This window comes from Streptomyces sp. NPDC001339 (assembly GCF_042895955.1).
Classification (GTDB): Bacteria; Actinomycetota; Actinomycetes; order Streptomycetales; family Streptomycetaceae; genus Streptomyces.
The window spans coordinates 76,773-100,539 of the sequence record NZ_JBIAWT010000002.1 but is presented as its reverse complement, the minus strand read 5'-3'; the positions used below and the strand labels follow the sequence as shown (position 1 = coordinate 100,539).

22 protein-coding genes are annotated in these 23,767 nt (G+C 72.9%); 8 read left to right on the top strand and 14 right to left on the bottom strand.

Features of this window, described 5'->3' with window-relative positions; genetic code table 11:
• Positions 1–5: 5 nt before the first annotated feature.
• Positions 6–551: a redox-sensitive transcriptional activator SoxR gene (soxR, locus tag ACFY12_RS05645; RefSeq protein WP_390714462.1), complete on the bottom strand. Its 546-nt coding sequence runs from the start codon at positions 549–551 to the stop codon at positions 6–8.
• 116 nt (positions 552–667) lie between these two features.
• On the opposite strand from soxR, the gene ACFY12_RS05640 reads away from it, so the two are divergent.
• Positions 668–1,129, top strand: a complete 462-nt coding sequence (locus ACFY12_RS05640) for a MaoC family dehydratase (RefSeq protein ID WP_390714461.1) — start codon at positions 668–670, stop codon at positions 1,127–1,129.
• Here the strand turns inward: ACFY12_RS05640 and ACFY12_RS05635 are convergent.
• A complete protein-coding gene (locus ACFY12_RS05635; protein ID WP_390714460.1) occupies positions 1,110–1,754 on the bottom strand; it encodes a TetR/AcrR family transcriptional regulator in 645 nt (214 codons plus the stop codon). The two genes, ACFY12_RS05640 and ACFY12_RS05635, sit on opposite strands and share 20 nt — an antisense overlap.
• 243 nt (positions 1,755–1,997) lie before the next feature.
• Between ACFY12_RS05635 and ACFY12_RS05630 the strand changes: the two genes are divergently transcribed.
• Positions 1,998–2,642, top strand: coding sequence for a TetR/AcrR family transcriptional regulator (locus ACFY12_RS05630; protein ID WP_390714459.1), 645 nt, complete (start codon positions 1,998–2,000; stop codon positions 2,640–2,642).
• Positions 2,643–2,747: 105 nt separating this feature from the next.
• On the opposite strand, the gene ACFY12_RS05625 is transcribed toward ACFY12_RS05630, so the two are convergent.
• The 4 genes from ACFY12_RS05625 to ACFY12_RS05610 form a co-directional block, all read right to left on the bottom strand.
• Positions 2,748–3,620, bottom strand: coding sequence for a GyrI-like domain-containing protein (locus tag ACFY12_RS05625; RefSeq protein ID WP_390715056.1), 873 nt, complete (start codon positions 3,618–3,620; stop codon positions 2,748–2,750).
• 133 nt (positions 3,621–3,753) lie between these two features.
• Entirely contained in the window at positions 3,754–4,854 is a 1,101-nt protein-coding gene (locus ACFY12_RS05620) for a Zn-dependent alcohol dehydrogenase (RefSeq protein ID WP_390714458.1), read from the bottom strand.
• A gap of 80 nt (positions 4,855–4,934) precedes the next feature.
• Positions 4,935–6,347, bottom strand: a complete 1,413-nt coding sequence (locus tag ACFY12_RS05615; RefSeq protein WP_390714457.1) for an aldehyde dehydrogenase family protein — start codon at positions 6,345–6,347, stop codon at positions 4,935–4,937.
• Positions 6,348–6,468: 121 nt separating this feature from the next.
• Complete coding sequence (locus ACFY12_RS05610) at positions 6,469–7,881, bottom strand: CitMHS family transporter (RefSeq protein WP_390714456.1); 1,413 nt, start codon at positions 7,879–7,881, stop codon at positions 6,469–6,471.
• Positions 7,882–8,561: 680 nt separating this feature from the next.
• Between ACFY12_RS05610 and hmgA the strand changes: the two genes are divergently transcribed.
• Positions 8,562–9,887 carry a homogentisate 1,2-dioxygenase gene (gene hmgA / locus ACFY12_RS05605; RefSeq protein WP_390714455.1) on the top strand — a complete coding sequence of 442 codons (1,326 nt, stop codon included), beginning with the start codon at positions 8,562–8,564 and terminating at the stop codon, positions 9,885–9,887.
• A 13-nt stretch (positions 9,888–9,900) separates the two neighbouring features.
• Entirely contained in the window at positions 9,901–10,650 is a 750-nt protein-coding gene (locus ACFY12_RS05600; RefSeq protein WP_390714454.1) for a GntR family transcriptional regulator, read from the top strand.
• Between the two features lie 4 nt (positions 10,651–10,654).
• Here ACFY12_RS05600 and ACFY12_RS05595 read toward each other — a convergent pair whose 3' ends face one another.
• Positions 10,655–12,028, bottom strand: coding sequence for an MFS transporter (locus ACFY12_RS05595; RefSeq protein ID WP_390714453.1), 1,374 nt, complete (start codon positions 12,026–12,028; stop codon positions 10,655–10,657).
• Positions 12,029–12,251: 223 nt separating this feature from the next.
• On the opposite strand from ACFY12_RS05595, the gene ACFY12_RS05590 reads away from it, so the two are divergent.
• Positions 12,252–13,532, top strand: a complete 1,281-nt coding sequence (locus ACFY12_RS05590) for a type ISP restriction/modification enzyme (protein WP_390714452.1) — start codon at positions 12,252–12,254, stop codon at positions 13,530–13,532.
• Between the two features lie 161 nt (positions 13,533–13,693).
• On the opposite strand, the gene ACFY12_RS05585 is transcribed toward ACFY12_RS05590, so the two are convergent.
• The 4 genes from ACFY12_RS05585 to ACFY12_RS05570 all read right to left on the bottom strand — a co-directional run bounded on the left by ACFY12_RS05585 (position 13,694) and on the right by ACFY12_RS05570 (position 16,828).
• Entirely contained in the window at positions 13,694–13,957 is a 264-nt protein-coding gene (locus tag ACFY12_RS05585) for a hypothetical protein (RefSeq protein WP_390714451.1), read from the bottom strand.
• A 274-nt stretch (positions 13,958–14,231) separates the two neighbouring features.
• Positions 14,232–15,038: an SGNH/GDSL hydrolase family protein gene (locus tag ACFY12_RS05580; protein WP_390714450.1), complete on the bottom strand. Its 807-nt coding sequence runs from the start codon at positions 15,036–15,038 to the stop codon at positions 14,232–14,234.
• A gap of 172 nt (positions 15,039–15,210) precedes the next feature.
• The gene (locus ACFY12_RS05575; RefSeq protein WP_390714449.1) at positions 15,211–15,921 is read right to left on the bottom strand and encodes a YoaK family protein; all 711 of its coding nucleotides are present in this window, start codon (positions 15,919–15,921) and stop codon (positions 15,211–15,213) included.
• A gap of 133 nt (positions 15,922–16,054) precedes the next feature.
• The gene (locus ACFY12_RS05570) at positions 16,055–16,828 is read right to left on the bottom strand and encodes a DUF72 domain-containing protein (protein WP_390714448.1); all 774 of its coding nucleotides are present in this window, start codon (positions 16,826–16,828) and stop codon (positions 16,055–16,057) included.
• Between the two features lie 223 nt (positions 16,829–17,051).
• On the opposite strand from ACFY12_RS05570, the gene ACFY12_RS05565 reads away from it, so the two are divergent.
• Together ACFY12_RS05565 and ACFY12_RS05560 are read left to right on the top strand one after the other, a co-directional pair.
• The gene (locus ACFY12_RS05565) at positions 17,052–17,837 is read left to right on the top strand and encodes an alpha/beta fold hydrolase (protein ID WP_390714447.1); all 786 of its coding nucleotides are present in this window, start codon (positions 17,052–17,054) and stop codon (positions 17,835–17,837) included.
• Positions 17,838–17,905: 68 nt separating this feature from the next.
• A complete protein-coding gene (locus tag ACFY12_RS05560; RefSeq protein ID WP_390714446.1) occupies positions 17,906–19,180 on the top strand; it encodes a cytochrome P450 in 1,275 nt (424 codons plus the stop codon).
• A 20-nt stretch (positions 19,181–19,200) separates the two neighbouring features.
• Here the strand turns inward: ACFY12_RS05560 and ddaH are convergent, their stop codons facing one another.
• The 3 genes from ddaH to asnB all read right to left on the bottom strand — a co-directional run bounded on the left by ddaH (position 19,201) and on the right by asnB (position 22,470).
• Complete coding sequence (gene ddaH, locus ACFY12_RS05555) at positions 19,201–19,977, bottom strand: dimethylargininase (protein WP_390714445.1); 777 nt, start codon at positions 19,975–19,977, stop codon at positions 19,201–19,203.
• Between the two features lie 78 nt (positions 19,978–20,055).
• Positions 20,056–20,511, bottom strand: a complete 456-nt coding sequence (locus tag ACFY12_RS05550; RefSeq protein ID WP_390714444.1) for a GntR family transcriptional regulator — start codon at positions 20,509–20,511, stop codon at positions 20,056–20,058.
• Between the two features lie 108 nt (positions 20,512–20,619).
• Complete coding sequence (gene asnB / locus ACFY12_RS05545; RefSeq protein ID WP_390714443.1) at positions 20,620–22,470, bottom strand: asparagine synthase (glutamine-hydrolyzing); 1,851 nt, start codon at positions 22,468–22,470, stop codon at positions 20,620–20,622.
• 242 nt (positions 22,471–22,712) lie between these two features.
• Between asnB and ACFY12_RS05540 the strand changes: the two genes are divergently transcribed.
• The gene (locus ACFY12_RS05540; RefSeq protein WP_390714442.1) at positions 22,713–23,651 is read left to right on the top strand and encodes a GNAT family N-acetyltransferase; all 939 of its coding nucleotides are present in this window, start codon (positions 22,713–22,715) and stop codon (positions 23,649–23,651) included.
• Positions 23,652–23,767 lie beyond the last annotated feature (116 nt).

The following is a 23,767-nucleotide window of genomic DNA, read 5'->3' as shown; positions in this document are numbered from 1 at the left end:
CGCGACTAGACCTTCTCCGGATTCTCCGGGCACTCGGAATTCTCCGGGCACTCGAGGCTCTCCGGGTGCTCACGGCGCTCCGCCTTCTCGGTGCGGCGGTCGACGCGCAGCCGCCGGGCGCCGGGTCCCTGTGCGCCGAGGTTGTCGTACGGGTTGGACAGAGCGCAGGTCTCCAGCGACAGGCAGCCGCAGCCGATGCAGTCGCTCAAGTGGTCGCGCAACTCCACGAGTTGACTGATCCGCTCCTCGAGCTCGGCGCGCCAGACCTCGGAGAGCCGGGCCCAGTCGGCGCGGTTGGGGGTGCGCTCGTCCGGCAGCTCCGCCAGCGCGTCGCGGATGACCGCCAGCGGGATCCCGACCCGCTGCGCGGCCCGGACGAAGGCGACCCGGCGCAGCGCGTCGCGGGTGTAGCGGCGCTGGTTACCGGCGGTCCGGGTGCTGCTGATCAGCCCCTTGGACTCGTAGAAGTGCAGCGCGGACACCGCGGCGCCGCTGCGCGCGGAGAGCTGGCCGACGGAGAGCTCATGAACCTGGTACGGAAGCTGAGGCACCCGTCAACCCTAAAGGGGTGCCCCGCCGGCCCGGCCGCCGGCCGCTTCCCGGGCGTTGACAGCGGGTGCCCGCACCCGCATGCTGAGCAAGCGCTTAGCCGAGGAGGCGGACGGAGATGGCAGAGCCCCGGGTGTTCGGATCGGTCGACGAGCTGCGGGGAGCGGTCGGCGAGGAGCTGGGCCCGAGTGACTGGCTGGAGGTGGACCAGCGGCGGATCGACTGGTTCGCCGAGGCCACCGGCGATCACCAGTGGATCCATGTGGACGAGGAGAGGGCCAGGACCGGCCCGTTCGGCACCACGATCGCCCACGGCTATCTGACGCTCTCACTGCTGCCCGCCCTCGTACCGCAGCTGATGCGGGTCGACAACGTGCGGATGGGCATCAACTACGGCACCGACAAGGTGCGTTTCCCCGCCATCGTCCCCGTCGGCTCCCGGCTGCGCGCCTCGGCCCGGATCGCGGAGGTGTCCGAGGTCCGGGACGGCGTACAGCTCACCATGGTGGTGACGGTCGAGCGGGAGGGCGGCGAGAAGCCGGTGTGCGTCGCGGAGACGGTCAGCCGCTACTACCTGTAGGCGGCCGGGCGCCCACCATGCGCAGGACGAGGTCGGCGTAGAGCGTGCCGACCTCGTCGGGCGTCCGCGGGCCGTCCGCCGAGAACCAGCGGGCCACGTCCACGCAGAGGGACAGCACCGCGAGGGTGGTGCCCGGCACGTCGTCGACCCGGAACTCCCCGCTGTCCGCGCCGTCCTGGACGATCTGCCGCAGCAACCGGTCGGTCCGGCGGCGCAGTCCGGCGATCTCGGTGTAGTGCGCCGGGCTCAGCGCCTGGAGTTCGTACTGGATGACCCGGGCGGTGGTGTGGTGCTCGGCGTGCCAGCGGGCGAACGTCCGGACGGCGTCCCGCAGCCGCTCGGTGGCGCTGCCCTCGGCCTCGGCGGCGGCGCCCATGATGCGCAGCGCCTTCTCGTGGCCGATACCGCTGATGCGGTAGAGCAGCTCCTCCTTGGTCTTGTAGTGGATGTAGAGGGCGGCCGGGCTCATCCCGGCGCGGCCGGCGATGTCACGGGTGGTGGTGGCGTGGTAGCCGCGCTCGGCGAACGCCCGGACGGCGGCGGCGACCAGGCGCCGGGCGGCGTCCGGGGTGACGCCGGCCCACTCCTCGTGCTCCTCCGCAGCCCGCCGTGCCGCCGCACCCATCGCGCACCCCGCTCCTCGATCCGCCAGGGACGTTCCTCTGACGGATCGAACACCATACCGGGCTACTGAGCAACCGCTTAGGGCCTGTCCGATGGGTCCCCGATGGTTCCCCGCTGGGTCTCCCTGGGTCTCCGGCGGGTCGGGCGGGTCTCCGACGGGGCAGGCCCCGAGCACCGTCTCCGGTGGCCCGGCGGCTCAACTATCACCGCTAGTTTCCGGGCCGCGGCCTCTACCATGTGGGGCATGGCCCGTCCCCGCAAGCCGCTCCTGAGCCGTGCGCGCATCGTCGCCACGGCGCTGGAGCTGATCGACGCCGAAGGGCTGCCGGCGCTCTCCACCCGGCGGCTGGCGGCGGAGCTGGGCGTCAGCGGCCCGTCCCTGTACAACCACTTCGCGACCAAGGACGAGATCCTCGACGCGGTCGCCGACACGGTCATCGCCACCGTCGACGTGTCGGCGTTCGGGACGGGTGCGGACTGGCGCACCGGACTGCTGGCCTGGGCCCGTTCGTACCGCGCGGCGCTCGCCGCCCATCCGCACATCGTGCCGTTCCTGGCCCGGGGCCCCGGCCGCCGCCCCGCCGGTCTGAAGATGGCCGACGCGGCCTTCGGCGGGATGGTCGGGGCGGGCTGGCCGCCGGCGCAGGCCACCCGGATCTGCGCGGCGGTCCGGTACTTCGTGGCGGGCTCCGCGCTGGCCTCGTTCGCCCGCGGCTTCGTGGACGACCCGGAGGCGTACGACCCCGCCGACTACCCGCACCTGGGCCAGGCGCATCTGCTCGCGGAGCACCAACGCCGGGTGGACGAGGGCGCGTTCGAGACCGGGCTGCGGGCGCTGGTGGACGGTCTGGCCCTGCACGGACCGGAACGCGTACCGCCGGCCGGCTGATGGCTGACGGGCCGGGGGGCCATCCGCACCCCCGGGCCGCTCACCGCCCTGCTCACCGCCCCGCCGACCGCCCGCGGCCTGCCCGGCCCGCGGGCCTGTGACCGCTCATCCCGTGGCCGTGGTCCGCTCCACGGGGATCCACAGCTGGGCGTCCGCCTCCTTGTGGTCCGCCGACAGCCGGGTCCACAGCAGCTCCGGTCCCGGCCTGCTGACGTACGGGTTCGACGGGAACCACTGGGTGAACACGTCCCGCCACAGGAACTGCAGCGCCTGCGGATACGGGCCGGAGTTCTCGAAGACGGCCCAGGTGCCCGCGGGGACGGTGAGGGTGTCGAGGTCCTCGGGCGCGTCGGCGCCGGTCACCACCGCGTGGTAGTAGTCGAGTTCGGCGCCCTCGTCATAGCTGTCGGAGAGGCGTACGACCGCCGAGACGATGCCGTCCGGCTCCTGGTCGGACAGGGCGGCGATGCGCCGTACGGTCTCCGGCCCGATGCTGCGGATGTGCTCGGCGATATGCGGGTTCTCCCCCTCGTGGACGAGCGGAACGCGGGCCTTCTTGCCGACGACCCGGAACTCGCCCTTCTCCACGACCCGGTACCGCATGGTGCTGCTCCCCTCGACGGTGAGGCGGAAGGACATCCGGGGCTGGGACCGCAGAGCCGCACCGGACCGCCGGGCCTCACCGGGCCCGACGCCGTGCAGGGCGCGGAACGCCCGCGCGAACGCCTCCCCCGAGCCGTACCCGTACCGGATCGCGATCTCCAGGAGCGTCCGCTCCCCGGCGAGCACCTCGGCGCCCGCGAGGGTCAGCCGCCGGCGGCGGATGTACTCCGACAGCGGCATGCCCGCCAGCGCGGAGAACAGCCGCCGGAAGTGGTACTCCGACGTCGTCGCGATCCGGGCCAGGTCGCCCGCCTCGATCCGCTGGTCGAGGCGGGCCTCGATGTGCTCCATGGCCTGGTTGAGCCGGTCCAGCACCCCGGTCTCCTTCCTTCCTCTGACATCACCCACGTTAGGAAGGAACGCCCCTCCCGGACCCGACATTCTGCGCCCGGTGCGGTCGGGTACCGCGGCCACCCCTACGCGCCCGGGCAGACCGCCGCGGACCGCGCTAGAAGACCACCAGTGCCCGCCCGCCCGTGCCGGCCAGCATGGCGTCGAAGGCGGCCGGGATGTCGTCGAGGCCGATCCGGTCGGTGACCAGGCCGGAGAGGTCGAGGGCGCCGGAGCGGACATGGTCCGCGATGACGGGGAGGTCGCGGGCCGGATCGCTGTTGCCGTAGACGCAGCCGGAGAGGGTCCGCCCGAAGTAGAAGAGTTCGAGGGCGGAGAAGGACACCCGCTGATCCTGTCCGCCGATGCCGACGACCGTCGTACGGCCGCCGCGACGGGTGGACGACCAGGCCGTACGGATGGTCTCGGCGCGGCCCACGCACTCGACGGCGACATCGGCGCCGACTCCTCCGGTGAGCGCGCGGATCCGCTTGGCGCCGTCCTTCTCGAAGAACGCGGCGCCGTCGGCCACGACGAACTCGGTGGCGCCGGCGGCGCTGGCCAGCTCCTCCTTCGCCGGGGAGACGTCCACGGCCACGATCGGGCCCGCCCCGGCGATCCGGGCGGCCTGCAGCGTGGCCAGGCCCACCCCGCCGGCGCCGAAAACCACCACCGACTCCCCCGCGCGCACCTGGGCGCTGTGGTGCACGGCGCCCCAGCCGGTGAGTACCGCGCAGCCCAGCAGGGCGGCGTCGGTGAGCGGCACCCCGGGCGGCAGCGGCAGCGCGGCGGACGCGGGCACGACCGTCTCCGCCGCGAAGGCGGCGGTGCCCAGCCCGGGGTAGAGGTCTGTGCCGTCGGCGGCGGTCCGGGCGTAGGGGGCGTTCGCGGCGCGGCCGGAGTCGGCGCAGAGCCAGGGCTCGGCCAGGCCGCAGAAGTGGCAGGCGCCGCAGGAGGGCGCCCAGTTGAGGACGACCGGATCGCCGGGGGCCACGGTGGTCACCCCCGGGCCGGCCTCGATGACGGTCCCGGCGCCCTCGTGCCCGAGGACGGCCGGCGCGGGCTGGCGCAGGGTGCCGTTGGACAGCAAGAGGTCGGAGTGGCAGACCCCGGCGGCGGCGAGCCTGATCCGGACCTGGCCGGGGCCGGGTGCCGGCAGGTCGATGTCGGTGACCTGGAGCGGGGCGTTGACGGCGGGCAGTACGGCGGCGCGGACCACGGCGTCTCCTCGGGGCTTCGGGGCGGGGGGCTGCCGCGCGGCGGGGCGGAGCGGGGAGCCGGCCCGCCCCGCCGCGCGGGTCAGAACTGGAGCGACTTGGTCTGCAGGTACTCGGCCAGGCCGTGCCGGCCCAGCTCCCGGCCGATACCGGACTGCTTGTAACCGCCGAACGGGGCGAGCAGGTTGAAGCGGCCGCCGTTGATGTCGACCTGACCGGTGTCGAGCCGGCGGGCGAAGGCCACCGCCTCGGCCTCGTCGCCCGCCCAGACCGCGCCCGCCAGGCCGTAGACGGTGCCGTTGGCGATGCGGAGGGCCTCGTCCTCGTCCGCGTACCTCAGGATCGACAGCACCGGCCCGAAGATCTCCTCCTGGGCGATGGTCATGTCCGGGGTGACCTCGGCGAAGACCGTCGGCTTGACGTAGTAGCCGGTCTCCAGGGGTGCCTCCGGGCCGCCCGCCACGACCTTCGCGCCCTCGGCGATGCCCTGCTCGATATAGCCGCGGACGCGGTCGCGCTGTGCAGCGCTGACGACCGGGCCGAGGCGGGTGCCCTCGGCCGTCGGGTCGCCCGGGGTGTAGGTGTCGGCCTCCGCGGCGGCGAGGGCCACGGCCTCCTCGTACTGGTCGGCGTGGACGAGCATCCGGGTCAGCGCGTTGCAGGACTGGCCGGAGTTGCGCATGACGTCGGCGACGTTGGTGCGGACGGCCTTGGCCAGGTCGGCACCGGGGAGGATGACATTGGCCGATTTGCCGCCCAGTTCGAGGGCGACGCGTTTGACGGCGCCGCCCGCGATCGCGCCGATCTTCCTGCCCACGGCCGTCGAGCCGGTGAAGGAGACCAGGTCCACGCCCTCGTGCTCGGCCAGCGCCTGGCCGGCGACCGTACCGAGGCCGGTGACGAGGTTGAAGACACCGGCCGGAAAACCCGCCGCGGCCACGCACTCCGCGAACAGCTGGGCGGTGAGCGGGGTGTCCTCGGCGGGCTTCAGCACGACCGTGCAGCCCGCGGCGAACGCCGGGGCGGCCTTGTTGGTGATCTGGTGCAGCGGATAGTTCCACGGCGTGATAGCGCCGACCACACCGACCGGTTCGTGGAGGACGGTGGAGTTGCCGACCTTCTCCTCGAACGCGTACGACGCGGCCAGTTCGGCGTACGAACCGACCACCTTGACCGGCACGCCGGCCTGCACCCGCGTACTGAAACCGAGCGGCGATCCCAGCTCGGCGGTGATGGTCGCGGCGAACTCCTCGGCGCGCGCGGCGAGCTGGTCGCGCAGCGCGGTCAGCAGGGCGGCGCGCTCCCCGGGCGGGGTGGCGGCCCAGCCCGGGAGAGCGGTGCGGGCGGCACGCACGGCGGCGTCCACGTCCTGGGCGGATCCGGCCGGGACGGTGGCGATGACCCGCTCGCCGGCCGGGTCGACGACCTCGATCGTGCCGCTGCCCTCGGCGGACCGCCAGGTTCCGTCGATGTACATCGCGTCGTGCTGCCTCACGTACTGGTCCCTTCACGCGGCTGTTCCTGTGGCTGGCGGGGAGAACGATAACGGGGGTGGTCATGATGCCCGCCACCGACCGCAGGGGACCGGACAGATCACACCGCGGGGACCGGACGGATCACAGGATGCCGAAGAGGAGGCCCGCCCCCAGGACCACGAGCGAGGTGAGCGCGGCCCATTTGACGGTGAACTTCGTGTGGTCGCCGAACTCGACCTTGGCCATGCCGACCAGGACGTAGGCGGCGGGGACCAGCGGGCTGGACATGTGCAGGGCCTGGCCGACGAGGGAGGCGCGGGCGATCTCGACAGGCGTCACGCCGTGCGCGGCGCCGGCCTCGGCGAGGATCGGGACGATGCCGAAGTAGAAGCCGTCGTTGGACATGAAGTACGTGAGCGGGATGCTGAGGACGCCGGTGACGATGCCCATGTGCGGGCCGAGCGCGTCGGGGATGCCGCCGATCAGCCAGCGGGCCATGTGCTCGACCATGCCGGTGCCGGTGAGCACGCCGGTGAAGACTGCGGCGGCGAAGACCATGCCGGCGACGTTGAGGACGTTCTCCGCGTGGGCGGCGACCCGGGCCTTCTGGTCGGTCATGCGGGGGAAGTTGACGGTCAGGGCGATGGCCGCGCCGAGCAGGAAGAGGACCGGGATCGGCAGGGTCTGGAGGATCAGCAGGGTGAGCAGCGCGACGGTGAGCGCGGCGTTGAACCAGTAGAGCTTGGGACGCAGGGTGGCACGCCGGGGGTCGAGGCCCTGGAGGTCCGGGCTCTGGGTGCCGCTGCCGGAGCCGGTGGTGCCCGCGGAGCCGCCTGTGGCGGGCAGCGCGGAGGGGGCGCCGCCCGTGCCGACGAGGACCTGTTCCTGTTCGGTCTCCTTCTCCGCCACGGCCACGGCCCGGGTGTCGCCGAGCGTCAGCACGCCCAGCCGCTTGCGCTCGCGCCGGCCGAGGACGTACGCGAGGGCGAAGACCGCGGCCAGGCCGACGGCGAGCGCGGGGACCATCGGGATGAAGATGTCGCCGGCGTCGAGCTTGAGCGCGGTGGCGGCGCGGGCGGTCGGGCCGCCCCAGGGAAGGGTGTTCATCACGCCGTTCGCGGTGGCGGCGACACCGGTCATCACGACCAGGCTCATCTTCAGCCGCTTGTAGAGCGGGTAGAGCGCGGACACGGTGATCATGAAGGTGGTGGAGCCGTCACCGTCGAGCGAGACGATCGCGGCGAGCAGCGCGGTACCGACCACCACGCGCACCGGGTCGGCGTGGCAGAACTTCAGGATGCCGCGGACGACCGGGTCGAAGAGCCCTACGTCGATCATCACCCCGAAGTAGAGGATGGCGAACATCAGCATCGCGGCCGTGGGGGCCAGGTCGCCGATGCCCTTGAGGACGTACTCCCCCAGGTGCGCGCCCTGGCCGGCCAGGACACAGAACAGCGCGGGGATCAGCACGAGCGCTGCCATCGGTGACATCTTCTTCGCCATGATCAGCGCCAGAAACGTAGCGATCATGACAAATCCGAGGATTGTCAGCATCGGGGGTACCTCACGTTCACCCTTGAACATCTGCTGGAACAGGCGCGACGTTAAGTGCGGGAAATCTTGGTAACAAGGACTTGACGCGCGAGCAATAACCGCAAAACGTTTCGCTGCGCTTGGCTTGCTTCCCACGTTTTTATCTGCGGCGCCGTACCTCCGCCTCGCCGTGGCGCCTGGCGGCGGGCCGTTCCGCTGCGCTTGGCTGACTTCCCACGTTGTCGGCCGTCCCGCCGTGGCGCCTGGCGGCGGGCCGTTCCGCTGCGCTTGGCTGACTTCCCACGTTGTCGGCCGTCCCGCCGTGGCGCCTGGCGGCGGGCTGTTCCGCTGCGCGGGGCTGTACGTCACGGGTGCGCCCCTCCGAACTTCGTTCTGCGGTGCGCCCCCTCCCGTGGGTGGGTGGAAGGAGACCGGTGGGGGTGTACGTCATCCGTCATGTGCGCGCAGTGGACCACTCAGGCACACCCCCACTCACCGTTTTCCCTCCCACTCCCGGGAGGGGCCGCTCCGCAGGACGAAGTCCGGAGGAGCGGACCCGCACCCGACCAACCCACGCCCGCCGCAGGCGCAACGGCGAGAAACCCCCGCGGCGGGACGGCCGAAAACGTGGGGATCCTAGTCAAGAACACTGCGGGAATCCTAAGGTGCTCCATAGGATTCCCAGCAGGCAGGAGCGCGCCATGGCAAGCACCGGCAACGAGCAGGCGAGGAAGACGGCCGAGGGGCTGGCGTACGCCACCGGCTTCGGCAATGAGCACAGCTCGGAGGCTGTCCCGGGGGCGCTGCCGGTGGGGCGCAACTCCCCCCAGCGGGCGCCGTTCGGTCTGTACGCCGAGCAGCTCAGCGGGTCGGCGTTCACCGAGCCGCGGGACCGTAACCACCGCTCCTGGCTCTACCGCATCCGCCCGTCGGCCGCGCATCCGCCGTTCATCCGCGCCGAGCAGCGCGCGGTCCGCTCGGCGCCGTTCACCGAGTGCGTCCCCGACCCCAACCGGCTGCGCTGGAACCCGCTGCCGGCCCCCGAGGGCCCCACGGACTTCCTCGACGGGCTATGGACACTGGGCGGCAACGGGGACGCGGCCCAGCGGAGCGGGATGGCGGTGCACCTGTATCACGCCAACACCTCTATGAACCGGCGGGTGTTCGGTGACGCGGACGGCGAGCTGCTGATCGTGCCGGAGCGGGGCGGGCTGCTGCTGCGTACCGAACTCGGGCTGCTGCGCGCCGAACCGGGCGAGGTGGCGCTGGTCCCGCGAGGCGTGCGCTTCCGGGTCGAGCTGCTGGACGCCACCGCGCGCGGCTATGTCTGCGAGAACTACGGACGGCCCTTCCAGCTCCCCGACCTCGGCCCGATCGGTGCCAACGGCCTGGCCAACCCCAGGGACTTCCGCGCGCCGGCCGCCGCGTACGAGGACGTCGAGGGTCCGGTCGAGGTCGTCAACAAGTTCTGCGGGAACCTCTGGACCGCCACCTACGACCACTCCCCGCTGGATGTGGTCGCCTGGCACGGCAATCACGTTCCGTACGTCTACGACCTGCGGCGCTTCAATGTCATCGGGTCCATCAGCTACGACCACCCCGACCCGTCCGTCTTCACCGTGCTGACCTCCCCCTCGGACACCCCGGGTCTGGCGGGCGTGGATTTCGTGGTCTTCGCGCCGCGCTGGCTGGTCGGCGAGGACACCTTCCGGCCGCCGTACTTCCACCGCAATGTGATGAGTGAGTACATGGGGTTGATCGAGGGCGCGTATGACGCGAAGGCCGAGGGGTTCGTGCCCGGCGGCGGGTCGCTGCACAACATGATGTCGGCGCACGGGCCCGACCGGGAGACCTTCGACCGGGCGAGCGCCGCCGAGCTGGTGCCGCAGAAGGTCGACGACGGGCTGGCTTTCATGTTCGAGACCCGCTGGCCGCTGACGCTGACCGGGCAGGCCCGGGACGCCGGACACCTTCAGCGCGGCTACGACGGCGTATGGCAGGGTCTCCAGCGCCACTTCCGCCTGTGACACCGGGGACCCCGTGACCACCTTCGCTCCCGACTCGCTCGATCTGAACCGCAAACTGCCGCTGTGGTACCAGGTCTCGCAGTCGCTGCGCGCCTCCATATTGGGCCGCTCGCCCGAAGCACCGCTGCGGCTGCCGACCGAGGACGCGCTGGCCGCGCACTACGGGGTGAGCGTGCTGACCATGCGCCAGGCCCTCAAGGAGCTGGAGGCGGAGGGCCTGATCAGCCGGCACCGGCGGCGGGGTACGTTCATCGAGCCGAGCGCGCGGCGCGGGGCGCCGGTGCGGCTGCTCGGCTCGGTGGACGCGATCGTGGCCCAGCAGTCCGGTATGCGCACCGAACTGCTGGAGCACGGGCCGACCGGGGTACCGGCCGAACTGGCCGAGCACTTCCCGGACTTGGCGGAGGTGGCCGGCTACCTCCGGCTGCGCGGCGACGAGGAGACGGGCGAGCCGACCAACCACGCGCGCAACTACGTACGGCCCGAGGTCGCCGCCCGGATCGATCCGGCCGAGCTGCTGCGCCGGCCGATGACGAAGGTCCTGCGGGACACGGCCGGGGTACGGATCAGCCGGATCACCGACACCGTCGAGGCGCGGCTGGCCGACCCGGAGACCGCCCGGCTGCTGCGGATTCCGCTGCTCAGCCCGATCCTGCACTACACCGGCGTCACCTATGACGAGGACGGCCGGGTCGTCGATGTCGCGCGGATCCACTACCGGGGCGACCGTTTCTCCTTCACCGTGACGCTGGACGCGCACTGATCCGTCAGACGCGTTCCAGGCTCCGTCCCGTGGTACGGGGGCCCAGCAGCGCCACGTCCAGGCAGAGCAGCAGCATCAGCGCGGCGGAGCCGGTGAACACGGCGGCCGGCCCGAGGCGGGTGAGCACGGTCAGCGCGACGAACGGCAAGGCGACCGAGGTGAGCCGGGAGAGTGAGTAGGCGATGCCGATGGCGCTGCCGCGCAGGGCGGTCGGGAAGATCTCGGTCTGGTAGACGTGGAAGGCGTTGGAGAAGATGTTGCTGCACACGGTGAGGAGGAAGCCGAAGGTGATGATGGCCCAGGTGGCGTCGGCGAAGCCGAACGCCAGGCCGCAGCCGGCGATGCCGAGCGCCGAGGCGATGATCAGGGTGCGGCGCTCGACGCGGTCGATGAGCGGGATCGACAGCGCGGAGCCGAGCGGGTAGCCGCAGAAGCTCAGCGCGGCGTAGAGGAGGGACGCGGTGACGGTGTGGCCCTTGGCGGTGAGCACCACCGGCGCCAGGGTCCCGAAGCCGTAGTAGCCGACGGTCTGCAGCACCTGGAAGATCCACCACATGACGGTCCGCCGCCGGTGGTCGCCGCGGAACATCTCGCCCAGGGGCACCCTCCGCTCCGGAATGCTCTCCGTCTCCGCCACGGACGGCAGGCTGCCGCCGGTCTCCCGGGCCACCCGTTCCTCGATCCCCGCCACGATCCGTCCGGCCTCGCCGTCCCGTCCGCGCACGGTGAGCCAGCGTGGGGACTCCGGGAGTTGACGGCGCATCAGCTGGAGGAAGCCGGCCCCGAGGGCGCCGGCGACCAGCAGCCAGCGCCAGCCCTCGATGCCCAGCAGCCGGTGGGCGGCCACCAGCCGCGCGCCGAGCAGCGCGGCGACCGGTACCGCGACGAAACCCAGGGTGTAGGCCCAGGCCATATAGCGGCCGCGTACCGCCCGGGGCAGGAACTCGGCGAGGTAGGTGTCGATGAGGACGAGTTCGGCGCCGAGGCCGAGACCGGAGAGGAAGCGCAGGGCCAGCAGCCACGGCAGGTCCGGGGCGGCGGCGCTCAGCAGCGAGAAGAGGGAGTAGGCGCAGAGGCTGATCAGGAGCATCCGGCGCCGGCCCAGCCGGTCGGCGAGCACCGACAGCACACCGGCGCCGACGAACATGCCGAGGAAGCCGGCCGCGATCACCGAGGATTTGGCGGTGTGCCCGAGGTGCCACTGGTCGGCGAGGACGGCGGCCAGCACGCCGCCGAGGAAGATCTCGTAGAGGTCGAAGAAGGCGCCGATGCCGACGATGAAGGTGATCCGGCGGTGCCAGCGGGACGGCGGCAGCCGGTCCAGCCGGGCGGCGGCCCGTTGCCCCCCACACCGTGCCGGCGTGGTGGTGTCCGTCATGACGGTCCTCCCCTGAGCAGGTCCCGGCACGAGGGGCCCCACGCCTGAACGGCGCGGGGGATCCCCATCGTGCGGCCGGGCGTACGGCCAGGACCGTACCCCTTCAAGATCAGCAAGCGGAAGACCGCATCGGGCCGCCGGACGAACCCGCGGGCCTCTGGTGAGGTCCGGTCCGGTGGGTACCATGCCCGGGTCATCCGAACGGTCCGGGGAGGGGCTCCGCGTGACGGCGAAGCAGGACGCGCCACGGCTGTCCGATCTGATGCCGTGGTCCGTGGCGCCGCTGCGGCTGGGCCGTTCCTGGGTGATGGCGCCGGATCCGGACACCCTGCGCGCCCGGTGGCGGGCGCTGGTGGACGCCGAGGACGCGGTGGACCGCGAGCGGCTGTTCCGGCCGTCGCGCGCCCGGACCCTGTACTCCGCGGTCGGCCAGCTGCCGGGCCAGGCCACACCGACCGGGCGGCTGTACCGGGCGGGCGGACCGTGCCCCGAGCCGGTGCGGATCCTCCACGGTCCGTTCGACCAGCAGTGGCTGCTGCCCGACCACCGGCTGATCGACGCCGCCCGCCCGGAGCTGTGGCGGGTGGCCGGCGAACGGCAGCTGTACGCGGTGGAGTCGGCGCCGCCGCCCCAGCCGTCCGGCCCGCCGGTGGTGTGCTCGGCGCTGCTGCCCGACGGGCGCTCCCCGGCCGGCCGCCCCGGCCGGATCCACCCCCTCTACCGGCGGCCCGGCGGCCGGGAGCCCGACCTCGCACCGGGCCTGCTCGCCCTGCTCGCCCGCCGCCTGGACCGGCCGGTGGACCCCACGGATCTGCTCGCCTGGGCGACGGCCGGTGCCCGCCACTCCCCCGACGGCGTCGTGGTGCCGCTGACCGCCGACCCGGAACTCTGGGAGCGCGGGGTCGCGCTCGGAGAGCGGCTGCTGTGGCTCACCACCCGTGGCGCTCACGCCTCCGGGCCGGGGCAGCAGCGCGCGCCCGGCTCCGGCGAGCGGCCGCGGCTGCCCGGCGGCCGCCGCCCGTACGTGCGCGCCGCGCTCCCCGCGCGCGGGATGCCCCGGACCCTCGGCTACGACCCGGAAGGGGAGGCACTGCTGCTGGACGGCGGCCGGATCGCGCCGGTGCCGGCGGGGGCCTGGGAGTTCCGCACGGGTGGGGTACGGGTCCTGGAGGCGTGGTTCGCGCGGCGCGCCGGGGTGCCGGAGGACGGGGCGGGGGCGGAGGCGGAGGCCGCCGAGGCCGGTTCGCTGGCCGCGGTGCGCCCCGCGGACTGGCCGCAGCGGTGGACCTCGGAGCTGCTGGAGCTGATCACCGTACTGGCGCTGCTGGCGGAACTGGAGCCGCGGCGGGCGGAGTTGGGCTCCCTCGTCGCGGACGGGCCGCAGCTGAGCGAGGACGGCCTGCGGGCGGCGGGGGTGCTGCCGGTGCCGCCGGCCGCCCGCCGCCCGGCATCCGTCCTCGACCATCAGGAAGAGGGGCCGGAGGGGCAGTTCGCACTGCTGTGAGCGGCGGCGTGCCGGTGAGCGGCGGCACGGCACGGACACCGGACGCGTCCCGCGAGGCTGAACCCGAAGAACCCCCCGTCACGGAGTGACAGGGGGTTCGGAGCGGAACCGGCCGGGCGGGGCGGGCCGGCCACCCGGGATGCCGCGAAGGGGCGTCGCCGTCAGCCGCGTCCGCCGAAGAGCGAGCGCCGCAGCCTGCGCAGCGGGGCGAACAGCGACACCCTGGCGCCACGGGCGCCCCTCGTCCGCATGTGGTCACGCGCGGTGAGCTCCTGCATCAGCGACGTCGCGCCCTCCGTCTCGCGCTGCGGGAGGGCGGGCCCGCCCAGCACCGCGAGATGGCGGTCGAGCCGCGCGCTGGTCGCGCTGTTCCCGCACGTGATGGCAGGGACTCGCGCCCTGCTACGCATTGTTATCTGTTCCATAAATCTCCCCACCCTTACGAGGGCACCCGGCCCGGGCAGGGTAACCCTATCTCTCCCGGAGTACACGCGTGCAGACCGGTCAGCGGAATCACCTGCCTCGCTGTGACGTTGACGGACACCATACGGAATGTCATCTACGGGCCGTTTACCAGGGCGAGTTGAGTGACCGTCGGGAGGCTCCGGGAGGCGTGCGAGGCGCCTGACGGGGCGCCGGAGTGCGCGGAGGAGAGACCGGGATCTCACCGTCTCCCCTCCGCGCGCGGTGCGCGGTTCGTCACGCAGCGGAGCCGAGCACCGGCAGATAGCCGCCCGACTGGCCGGCGGCGGTGGGGTGGTAGGACTCGTCGACGGGGATGGTCACACTGTGCAGCCACGGGCTGCCGGAGCAGAGCTCGTGACCGGTGAAGGTGCGGGTGACATCGGCGAAGCCGAAGCCGTGGTCGGCGGCGCGTTTGGCCGTGACGTCGTTGATGTCGTCGGCGGCGGCGTTGAGCGCGGCCCGGGACTTCTCGGAGAGGCCGGCGGCACAGCTGCCGCCCAGCTGGTAGAGGCGTGGGTAGCCCAGGACCACCACACGGGCGGCCGGGGCCTTCCCGGTGATGGCGCCGTACACGGTGTCGAGCCGGCCGGGCAGGGTGGTGGTGATGTACTTCCGGGCTTCGGCGACCCGGGCCAGGCAGGCGCTCTCGCCCTGGAGGGCGCAGGTCTTCATGGCGTCGCCGAAGCCGGCGTCGTTGCCGCCGATGGTGATGCTGACCAGACCGGTGGTGCCGTTGAGCGGCCCGAGCTGATTGTTCAGCACATCACCCGTTCGGGCCCCCGAACAGGCGGTGAAGGAGAAGGACGAGGGGGAGTTGTCGGCGGCCCAGAGGGCCGGATAGGCCTTGGCGCTGCGCTTGCAGGAGCCGCTGTCGCTGTCGTAGCTGCCGGCCCCGACGCCCGAGGAGTACGAGTCGCCTAGTGCCACATAGCCGGTTGCGGTGGGGAGTTGGGCGGACGCGGCGGCGCTCGCGCCGGTGAGCGCGAGTGCCGAGGTGACGAGAAAGGCGGACGTCAGGGCCGCGAATCGGGACAGTCTCATGAAACCTCCCTTAGCAGGATCTCTGCCACATCTGTCGTAGCAAGCCAGTCGAGCCGCCGGAAGTGTCCATGCCAAAAGTCATTCCGCAGTTCACGTCGAGTCCCCCGGCACGGACGGCCGTTCACCGCCCGGTCATCGCGCCACGAGGCCGTACGCCCCACCTGGCGGAGCGTCAGTCCGCGGTGGCCGCACGGCGGCGGGTGAGGCCGGACACGACCAGCGCGGTGGCCGCCACAAAAGCCGCCACCAGCAGGAGCACCAGCATCGGACGGGTGCCCAGACCGATCAGCACGGCCCCGACGAGACCGCCGGCGAACATCGCACCCACCGAGGCCAGTCGACGCCCCCCGGCACGGGTGCCGTACCCCAGCCGCTCGTCGTGCCCCAGCGGCGACCCGCCGATCAGCGACGTCATCACCCGAGTCGCCACGGTGGTGGGGAGGTCCGGAGCGGCGGCCCGGAGAGCGGTGACATTCCGCACGCCCATCGCCGCCGCCATCAGCCCGATCGCGGCAGCACGCCGGCCCGGCGGCAGCCCACGGGCGACACCCGGCTCCCAGGCGGCGGTCGCCGCCCCGGCCAGCAGCGCCGCCTCCGCCACCAGCGCCGACGGGAACCACGGCCGCCGGCGCCGGGCCAGCGACGACTCCAGCCGGGCCCCCAGGGCCGCGCCCAGGGCGAAGGCAGCGAGCGAGACCACCGGCGCCGCCACCGGCAGGCCGCCCTGCCCGGCGATCCCGAAGCCCAGGAGGAGCAGATTGCCGGTCTGGTTGCCGGTGAAGACGTGACCGAGCGCCAGGAAGCCGACCGCGTCCAGGACACCGGTGACCACCGTCAGCCCCACCATGATCACGGTCAGCGCGGTTCCGGTCGGCGGCTCCACGGACCCGGCTCCTTCCGGCCGGCGGACACATCGCCCTCAGTGTCCGAACACCCGGCACACACCACCGCCATTGCGCCGTCTGTGGGCGCCCCGCCCGTTCAGGGGTGCGCTTCGACCGCGGGATGACGGGACCTCAGGACGCGGCCCCGCGCGCGGACGGCGTACGGGTCACGGAGCGGCCCGCGGCCGAGACGGCGCGGGCGAAGGCGGCCGCGTCGAGGACGGCCGCCCCGCCCGGGTCGTTGTTGAAGTACGTGTAGACGTCGGCCCGGTCCGGCCAGGTGTCGGCGATCCGCCGCGCCCAGGTGGTCAGCGCCTGCCTGCCGTAGCGCGGCCAGGGTTCCGCGCGGCCCTCGTGGAAGCGCAGATACCCCCAGTCGGCGGTCCGCCAGAGCGGCGTCACCGGCCTCGCCCGCTGGTCCGCCCAGCACAGCGCGGCGCCCCGCCGCTCCAGCACGGTGCGGATCTCCGCCGTCCACCACGAGCCGTGCCGGGGCTCGACGGCGACCCGCGTACCGCTCGGGAAGCAGGCGAGGCAGTCGTCCAGCAGACCGGCGTCCGCGTGCAGCGTGGGCGGCAGCTGGAGCAGGACGGGGCCGAGCCGGGGCCCGAGGGCGGCGGCGTGCGACAGCAGCCGCCGGACCGGCTCCTGCGGATCGCGCAGCCGCTTGATGTGGGTCAGATAGCGGCTGGCCTTGACGGCCATCACAAACCCTTCGGGGGTCCGGTCCCGCCAGTCGGCGAAGGTCTTCTCCTCGGGCAGGCGGTAGAAGGCGGCGTTGCTCTCGACGGTGGCGAACCGCCGCGCGTACTCCTCCAGCCAGAGCCGCTGCGGCCGGTCCTCGGGGTAGAGGAGCCCCCGCCAGTCCTTGTACTGCCAGCCGGACGTTCCGACGAGCACGGTCATGCCCGGATCCCTGCCCCTCGCGGGCCGGACCCTATCGGCCGACGCCCTCAGTGTCACCGGCCCGGCGGCCGTGGCGCTCTTGCGTGTCGGGGAGGTTACGGTCAATGTGGTCGACAGGCGGCACCGCTTCCCGCGGCCCATGTCGGCAGTCGTTCCACCGGTCCTGATCCCCCGTCACCTCGACCTCTCTGGCCGTCCCCCCTCGAGAAACTCTGGAGTGCGCGTGACGTTCGTCCTGCCCCACACCCTGCACGGCACGGGGCCGCACAAGGTCGTCGCCGTCCACGGCTGGTTCGCCGACCGGTCCGCCTACGACCCGATCGTTCCGGACCTCGACCGGGAGGCGTTCCAGTACGCGCTGGTCGACCTCCGCGGCTACGGCGAGGCGAAGGAGGCGGGCGGCGCATACACCACCGCCGAGGGGGCGGCCGATGTGCTGGCACTCGCCGACCGGCTGGGCTGGGACCGGTTCTCGGCGGTCGGGCATTCGATGGGCGGCAGCGTCGTCCAGCGGGTGCTGGCCACGGCACCGCACCGCGTCCGGCGCCTGGTCGGGATCTCGCCGGTGCCCGCGTCCGGCCTGCCGCTGCCGCCCGAGCAGTGGGAGCTGTTCTCCGCCGCGGCGCACACCCCGGAGAACCGGCGGACCATCATCGACCTCACCACGGGCGGCCGGCGGCCCGCCGCCTGGCTGGACCGGATGGTGCGCCGGTCGATGGAGTGCAGCGACCCCAAGGCGTTCCGTGCCTGGCTGGACTCCTGGGCCACCGAGGGGTTCGCCGACGAGGTCGCGGGATCGGCGGTACCGGCGCTGGCGGTGACCGGAACGCTGGACCCCGCCCTGTCGGCCGAACTGGCGCGGCAGACCTGGATGCAGTGGTACGCGGAGAGCCGCCTGGTCGAGCTGCCGTCGGCCGGGCACTATGCCATGGACGAGACCCCGCTGGAGCTGCTCCGGGTTGTCGAGGACTTCCTGCGCGGCGACGGCGGCGGCCCGGACACCGCATGACGGTGCCCCCGGAACGTCCGGCCTCTCCGGTCCAGCAGCCCGGAGGGGCCGGACCTCTGACGCCGCCGGTGCGGTCATCGCCCGTACCGGACGTCTTCGACCCCCGCGGCTACGCCCACGGCCTGCCGCACGCCGCGTACCGCCGGCTGCGCGACCACCACCCGGTGGCCTGGCAGGACGAGCCCGAGGTGCTGGGCTGGCCGGCCGGCCCCGGGTTCTGGGCGGTCACCCGCCACCGCGACGTGGTGCGGGTCCTGAAGGACTCCCGTACCTTCTCCTCCTGCCTGGGTGCCACCCAGATCCGTGATCCCGACCCGGCCGACCTGCCGTTCCTCCGCCGGATGATGCTCAATCAGGATCCCCCGGGGCATGGGCGGCTGCGCCGCGTGGTGAGCCGGGCGTTCACCCCGGGCCGGGTCGGCCGCTTCGGCACCGTCGTCCGCGAGCGGGCCCGCGGCCTGCTGACGGCGGCGGTCGGCGCGGCCCGCGCCGGTGGCGGTGACGGTGGTGGCGAGTGCGATGTCGTCGCCACCGTCACCGACGACTACGCCCTGCTCAACCTGGCCGATCTGCTCGGGGTGCCGGCCGGTGAACGCGGGCTGCTCCTGGAGTGGACCCGGCGGGTGATCGGCTACCAGGACCCGGACGAGGCCGGCCCCCCGGTGTCCGGCCCGGACGGCCGGCCCGCCGACCCGCGCTCCCCCGCCATGCTGCGGGACATGTTCGGCTTCGCCCGTGAGCTGGCCGCCCACAAGCGCCGCCATCCGGCCGACGACATCATGACGGTGCTCGCGCACGACCCCGAACTGACCGTGCCCGAGCTGGAGATGTTCTTCTTCCTGCTCACCATCGCGGGGAACGACACGGTCCGCAGCGCGGCCCCCGGTGGTCTGCTGGCACTCGCCCGTCATCCGGCCGCGTACCGGACGCTGCGCGCGGGGGTACTGGCCGGAACGGCGGACCTGGGCCCGTGCGTGGAGGAGCTGCTGCGCCGGCATCCGCCGGTGCTCAGCTTCCGCCGGACCGCGGCGTACGACACCGAACTGGCCGGCCGCCCGATCGCGGCCGGCGACAAGGTGGTCGTCTTCCACGGCTCGGCGAACCACGACGAGCGGGTCTTCACCGCCCCGCACCGGCTGGACCTGTCCCGCACCCCCAACCCCCATGTCTCGTTCGGCGACGGCCCGCACATCTGCCTGGGCGCCCACCTCGCCCGCCTCCAACTCCGCCTGTTCTACGAGGAGACCACGCGCCTGCTGCCCGCCCTGTCGCTCGCCGCCCCGCCGCAGCACCTCGTCTCGAACTTCATCAACGGGGTGAAGTCGCTGCGTCTGCAGGTGTAGAGGCGGGCGCCGTCGGCCCGTTACGCATACAGCTCGCGGAGGCGTACGGACAGGCAGGTGACGCAGCCCTCCAGTTTCTCGAACTCGCTGATGTCCACCACGACCGGCTCGTAGCCGAGTTCGGTGAAGAGCTCCGCGCTGCGCGGAGCGCCGGCCGCCATCAGCAGTCTGCCGCCGCCGAGCAGGACGACATGGGCGCCGGACTCCTCGGGGACGGGCCGGAAGCGGGGGAAGACGGCCGGGTCGTCGACCAGGGGCGGGTAGCCGATGACGGTGCCGTCCGGGAGCGCGGTCACGGCGGATTTGAGGTGCAGGACGCGGGTGACCGGTACGGCCGTCACGCGGGCGCCCAGCGGTTCGAAAGCGGCGCGGAGCTGGCGTACTCCGTCGGCGTTGGTGCGGCCGCCGCGGCCGACGTAGACGGTGTCGCCGACCTTGAGGATGTCGCCGCCGTCGAGGGTGCCGGGCGGGCGTATCTCGTTGACGGAGCAGCCGAGGGCTTCGGCGGCGGCACGGGCGGCGGGTATCTCGGGGCGGCGCTGCCCGGCACCGGGGCGGGCGAGCAGGGCGACGTTGCGGAACATGACCATGGTGTCCTCGACGAAGACCGCGTCGGGGCAGTCGTCGGCGGGGGCCACTTCGGCGGTGTGCCAGCCGTGGTCGCGCAGTGTCCCTGCGTAGGTCTCCCACTGGCGGAGGGCGAGGCCGGGGTCGACGGGGCGCCGGTCGATATGGGTGACCAGGCCCTCGGCCAGACGGGGGCCGGGGCGGCGGACGAGGGCCTGTCGGCTGGGCATGGGCGAGGGCCTTTCCGTCGGGCCTTGGCGTCGGGCTTTGACGTCGAGTCTTGACGTCAGGTCTTTCCGTCGGGCTTCTCAGTCGTCGCCGTACGTGGCGCGCAGGGCGTCCTGTACGGCGGCGAGGGCGGCGCGGTGGTCGAGGCCGAGTCGCCGGACGCGGCGGGCGTAGGCCTCGGCGGCCGCGGCGCCTTCCTTGTCGGCGGCGTCGCCGGCCGCGGCGATGAAGCTGCCGTTGCGGCCGCGGGTCTCGATCACGCCGTCGGTCTCCAGGGCGCGGTAGGCCTTGGCGACGGTGTTGGGGGCCAGGCCGAGGTCCTCGGCGAGGCCGCGGACGGTGGGGAGCCGGTAGCCGACCGGCAGGCCGCCGTCCCTGGCCCGGTCCGCGATCTGGGTGCGGACCTGCTCGAACGGTGCGACGGCGGACGCCGGATCGATGGTGAGGCCGACGACGGCGGGGGTGGGGGCGTGCGGGGACACGGGGCGCTCCTGGTGCTGTGCTGTGCTGTGCGTGAGGTGAGGCGAGGTGCGCATGCTTTGTCGCATCCATTGTGCGCCAGGAGCGCCGCCGATGACAGGTACCCGGGTACCCGGTGTCAGGTACCTCGGGTACCCGGCGTCACCGTTCCGGTGTCACCGGTGTCACAGTTCCAGGGTGGTGCCCGTGGTCCGCAGCCAGGTGTTCATCCCGAGGACCAGTTCGGCGCCCGGGCGGATGTCGTCGGCCGCGCCGTCGGCGGTGGCTTCCGTGAGGGCGGCGCCGTCCAGCAGGGGCCGGACGGGGGCGTCCCGGTCGGCGGCCACCTCCCGCAGCCCGGCGCGCAGCGCCTCGTTGTAGCGCGGGTCCTGGGTGGCGGGGTAGGGGCTCTTCACGCGGTCGGCGACCAGGTCGGGCAGGACGTCGCGGGTGGCGGCGCGCAGCAGCGACTTCTCCCGGCCGTCGAAGGTCTTCATCGACCAGGGGGTGTTGAAGACGTACTCGACGAGGCGGTGATCGCAGAACGGGACCCGGACCTCCAGCCCGACGGCCATGCTGGCGCGGTCCTTGCGGTCGAGCAGGATCTGGACGAAGCGGGTCAGGTGGAGGTAGCTGACCTCGCGCATCCGCCGCTGGTGGCCGGCGTCGCTGTCGAGGTAGGGCACTTCGGTGAGCGCCTCGCGGTAGCGGCGGGCCTCGTAGCCGGGCAGGTCGAGTTTGCCGAGGAGGCCGGTGTCCAGGAGCCCCTCGCGGGTGGCGTGGCCGCCGGTGAAGGTGCTGGCGAGGCCGGCGGCGACCCAGGGGAAGGTGTCGGCGCCGACGGCCGCGGGGTCGTGGAACCAGCGGTAGCCGCCGAAGATCTCGTCGGCGGACTCGCCGGAGAGGGCGACCGTGGACTGTTCGCGGACGGCTTTGAACAGCAGGTAGAGGGAGGTGTCGCCGTCGCCGAAGCCGTTGGGCAGGTCGCGGGCGGCGATGACCGCGGCGCGATGGCCGGGGTCCATGAGCGCGGCGGTGTCCAGGACGATGTCACGGTGCTCGGAGCCGACGTGTTCGGCCAGGGCGTGGGCGTAGGGTCCGTCGGGGGTACCGCGGAGGTCGTCGGGGGTGAAGTTCTCGGTGTAGCCGGTGAAGTCGACGGCGAACGAGCGCACCGGGCCGGCGCCCTGGGCGGCGAGCGCCTTGGCGGAGAGCGCGGTGATGGCGGACGAGTCGAGGCCGCCGGAGAGCAGGGTGCACAGCGGCACGTCGGCGATCAGCTGGCGGGCGACGATGTCGTCGAGCAGCTCACGTATGCGGGCGACGGTGGTGTCGAGGTCGTCGGTGTGCTCGCGGGCCTCCAGGGCCCAGTAGCGCTTGACGGTCAGTCCGCCGCGGTTCACCCGGACCAGATGGCCGGGGCGGACCTCGTGCATGCCCTTGTAGACGGCGTGACCGGGGGTCTTGGTGAAGGTGATCAGCTCGGCGAGGCCCTCGGCGTCGACGACGGGGCGTACGGAGGGGTGGGCGAGGATCGCCTTGGGTTCGGAGCCGAACAGCACTCCGTCGGGGGTGGGGTGGTAGTAGAGCGGCTTGATGCCCATCCGGTCGCGGACCAGGAGGAGTTCTTCGGTACGGGGGTCCCAGAGGGCGAAGGCGTACATGCCGTTGAGGCGCTCGGCGAACGCGTCGCCCCACTGGAGGTAGGCGTGCAGCACCACTTCGGTGTCGCTGCTGGTGCGGAACGTGTGGCCGAGCCGCTCCAGTTCGGCGCGGAGCTCGCGGTAGTTGTAGACCTCGCCGCTGTAGGTGGTGACGATCTGGGTGCGGCCGTCGCGTTCGACGGTCATCGGCTGCTTTCCGCCCTCGATGTCGATGACGGCGAGCCGGCGGTGGCCGAACCCGGCGTGGGTGTCGAGCCAGACGCCGCCGGCGTCGGGGCCGCGGCAGGCCATGGTCCCGGTCATCGCGTCGAGCGTGGGGCGCTGGGTCGTCAGGTCGTTGTCGTAGGAGATCCATCCGGTGATTCCGCACATCTTCGCGGCTCCTTCCCTCTGCCGGCGGGCGGCCGCGGTACGGCGACGGCCCGCTCGATCACCCCGCCCGCTCACCGTACGCCGACATAGATGTACAGGCCACTCAAACTTGCGGCGACCGTCCGGAATGAGTCACTCGCACACCGCGGTACGGAAAGCGGCACGGACGCCGCCCTCCCCGGAAGGCGACCCACGGAAAAGCAGCGGCAGACGGGGACCTCCGGCGCGTACCGTCCGCCGTTATGACACTCACCGTGCGCGACTTCCGCCCCGCCGACGCCAAGGCCGTCGCCGATGTGCGGCGGCTCGCCGTGCCTCATCTGCTCGCCACTCCGCAGGGCGTCGCCTGGGAGATCTCCACCGCCGCCGCGGCGCAGCGCCGGCGGCTGTTCGTCGCCGAGCGGGACGGCAGGGTCGTCGGCGCTCTCCGCGCGTCGCTGCTGCACGACAGCAGCGTCCCGGGCCAGGCCGAGGCCACCCCGCGGGTCCATCCGGACCACCGGGGCCACGGCGTCGGCCACGCCCTGCTCGCCGCGGCCGAGGAGCACCTCGCCGCGGCCGGCGCGACCCACCTCTACGCCTGGGCCGACGACGACCCCCGGTCGCGCTCCTTCGCGGAGCGCCACGGCTACCGCCGCACCCGCGCGGGCCGCATCCTCCGGCTCGACCTCACGGCGGCCGTCCTGCCGCCGCTGCCCTCCCCGCTGCCGCCCGGCGTCCGGCTGCTCACCGGCACGGACCTGGACGCAGATCCGCGGCCGCTGTACGCGGTGGAGGCCGAGGCCGCCGCCGACGAACCGGGTGATGTCCCGGCCGACGCCACGACGTACGAGGACTGGCTGCGGCACACCTGGGAACACCCGCTCATGGACCTGGACCTGACGTCGGTGGTGACCCTCGACGGTGAGGTCGTCTCCTTCACCCTGGCCGCGACCGACGGCCGGGGCCGCTATACGTCGGCCATGACCGGCACCCGTCGCGCCTTCCGCGGCCGGGGCCTGGCCCGGCTGGCCAAGACCGCCTCACTCCACCGCGCCCGCGACGCCGGCTGCACCGACGCCTTCACCGGCAACGACGCGGCCAACGCCCCGATGCTGGCGATCAACCAGGCCTTCGGCTACCGGCCGCTCGGCGACGAATGGCGGTACGTACGGGAGTTGGGGCGGGACACGGTCGGCTAGCGCTCATCCGGAAACGGCCCCGGGCCGGTCTTCCGGTTCTTCCTGTGCCCTCGCTCAAGGCCGCCTTAAGCCCGGCATAAAGATCGCTCCGATCGCCGTTCACGGCTCAGAACCGC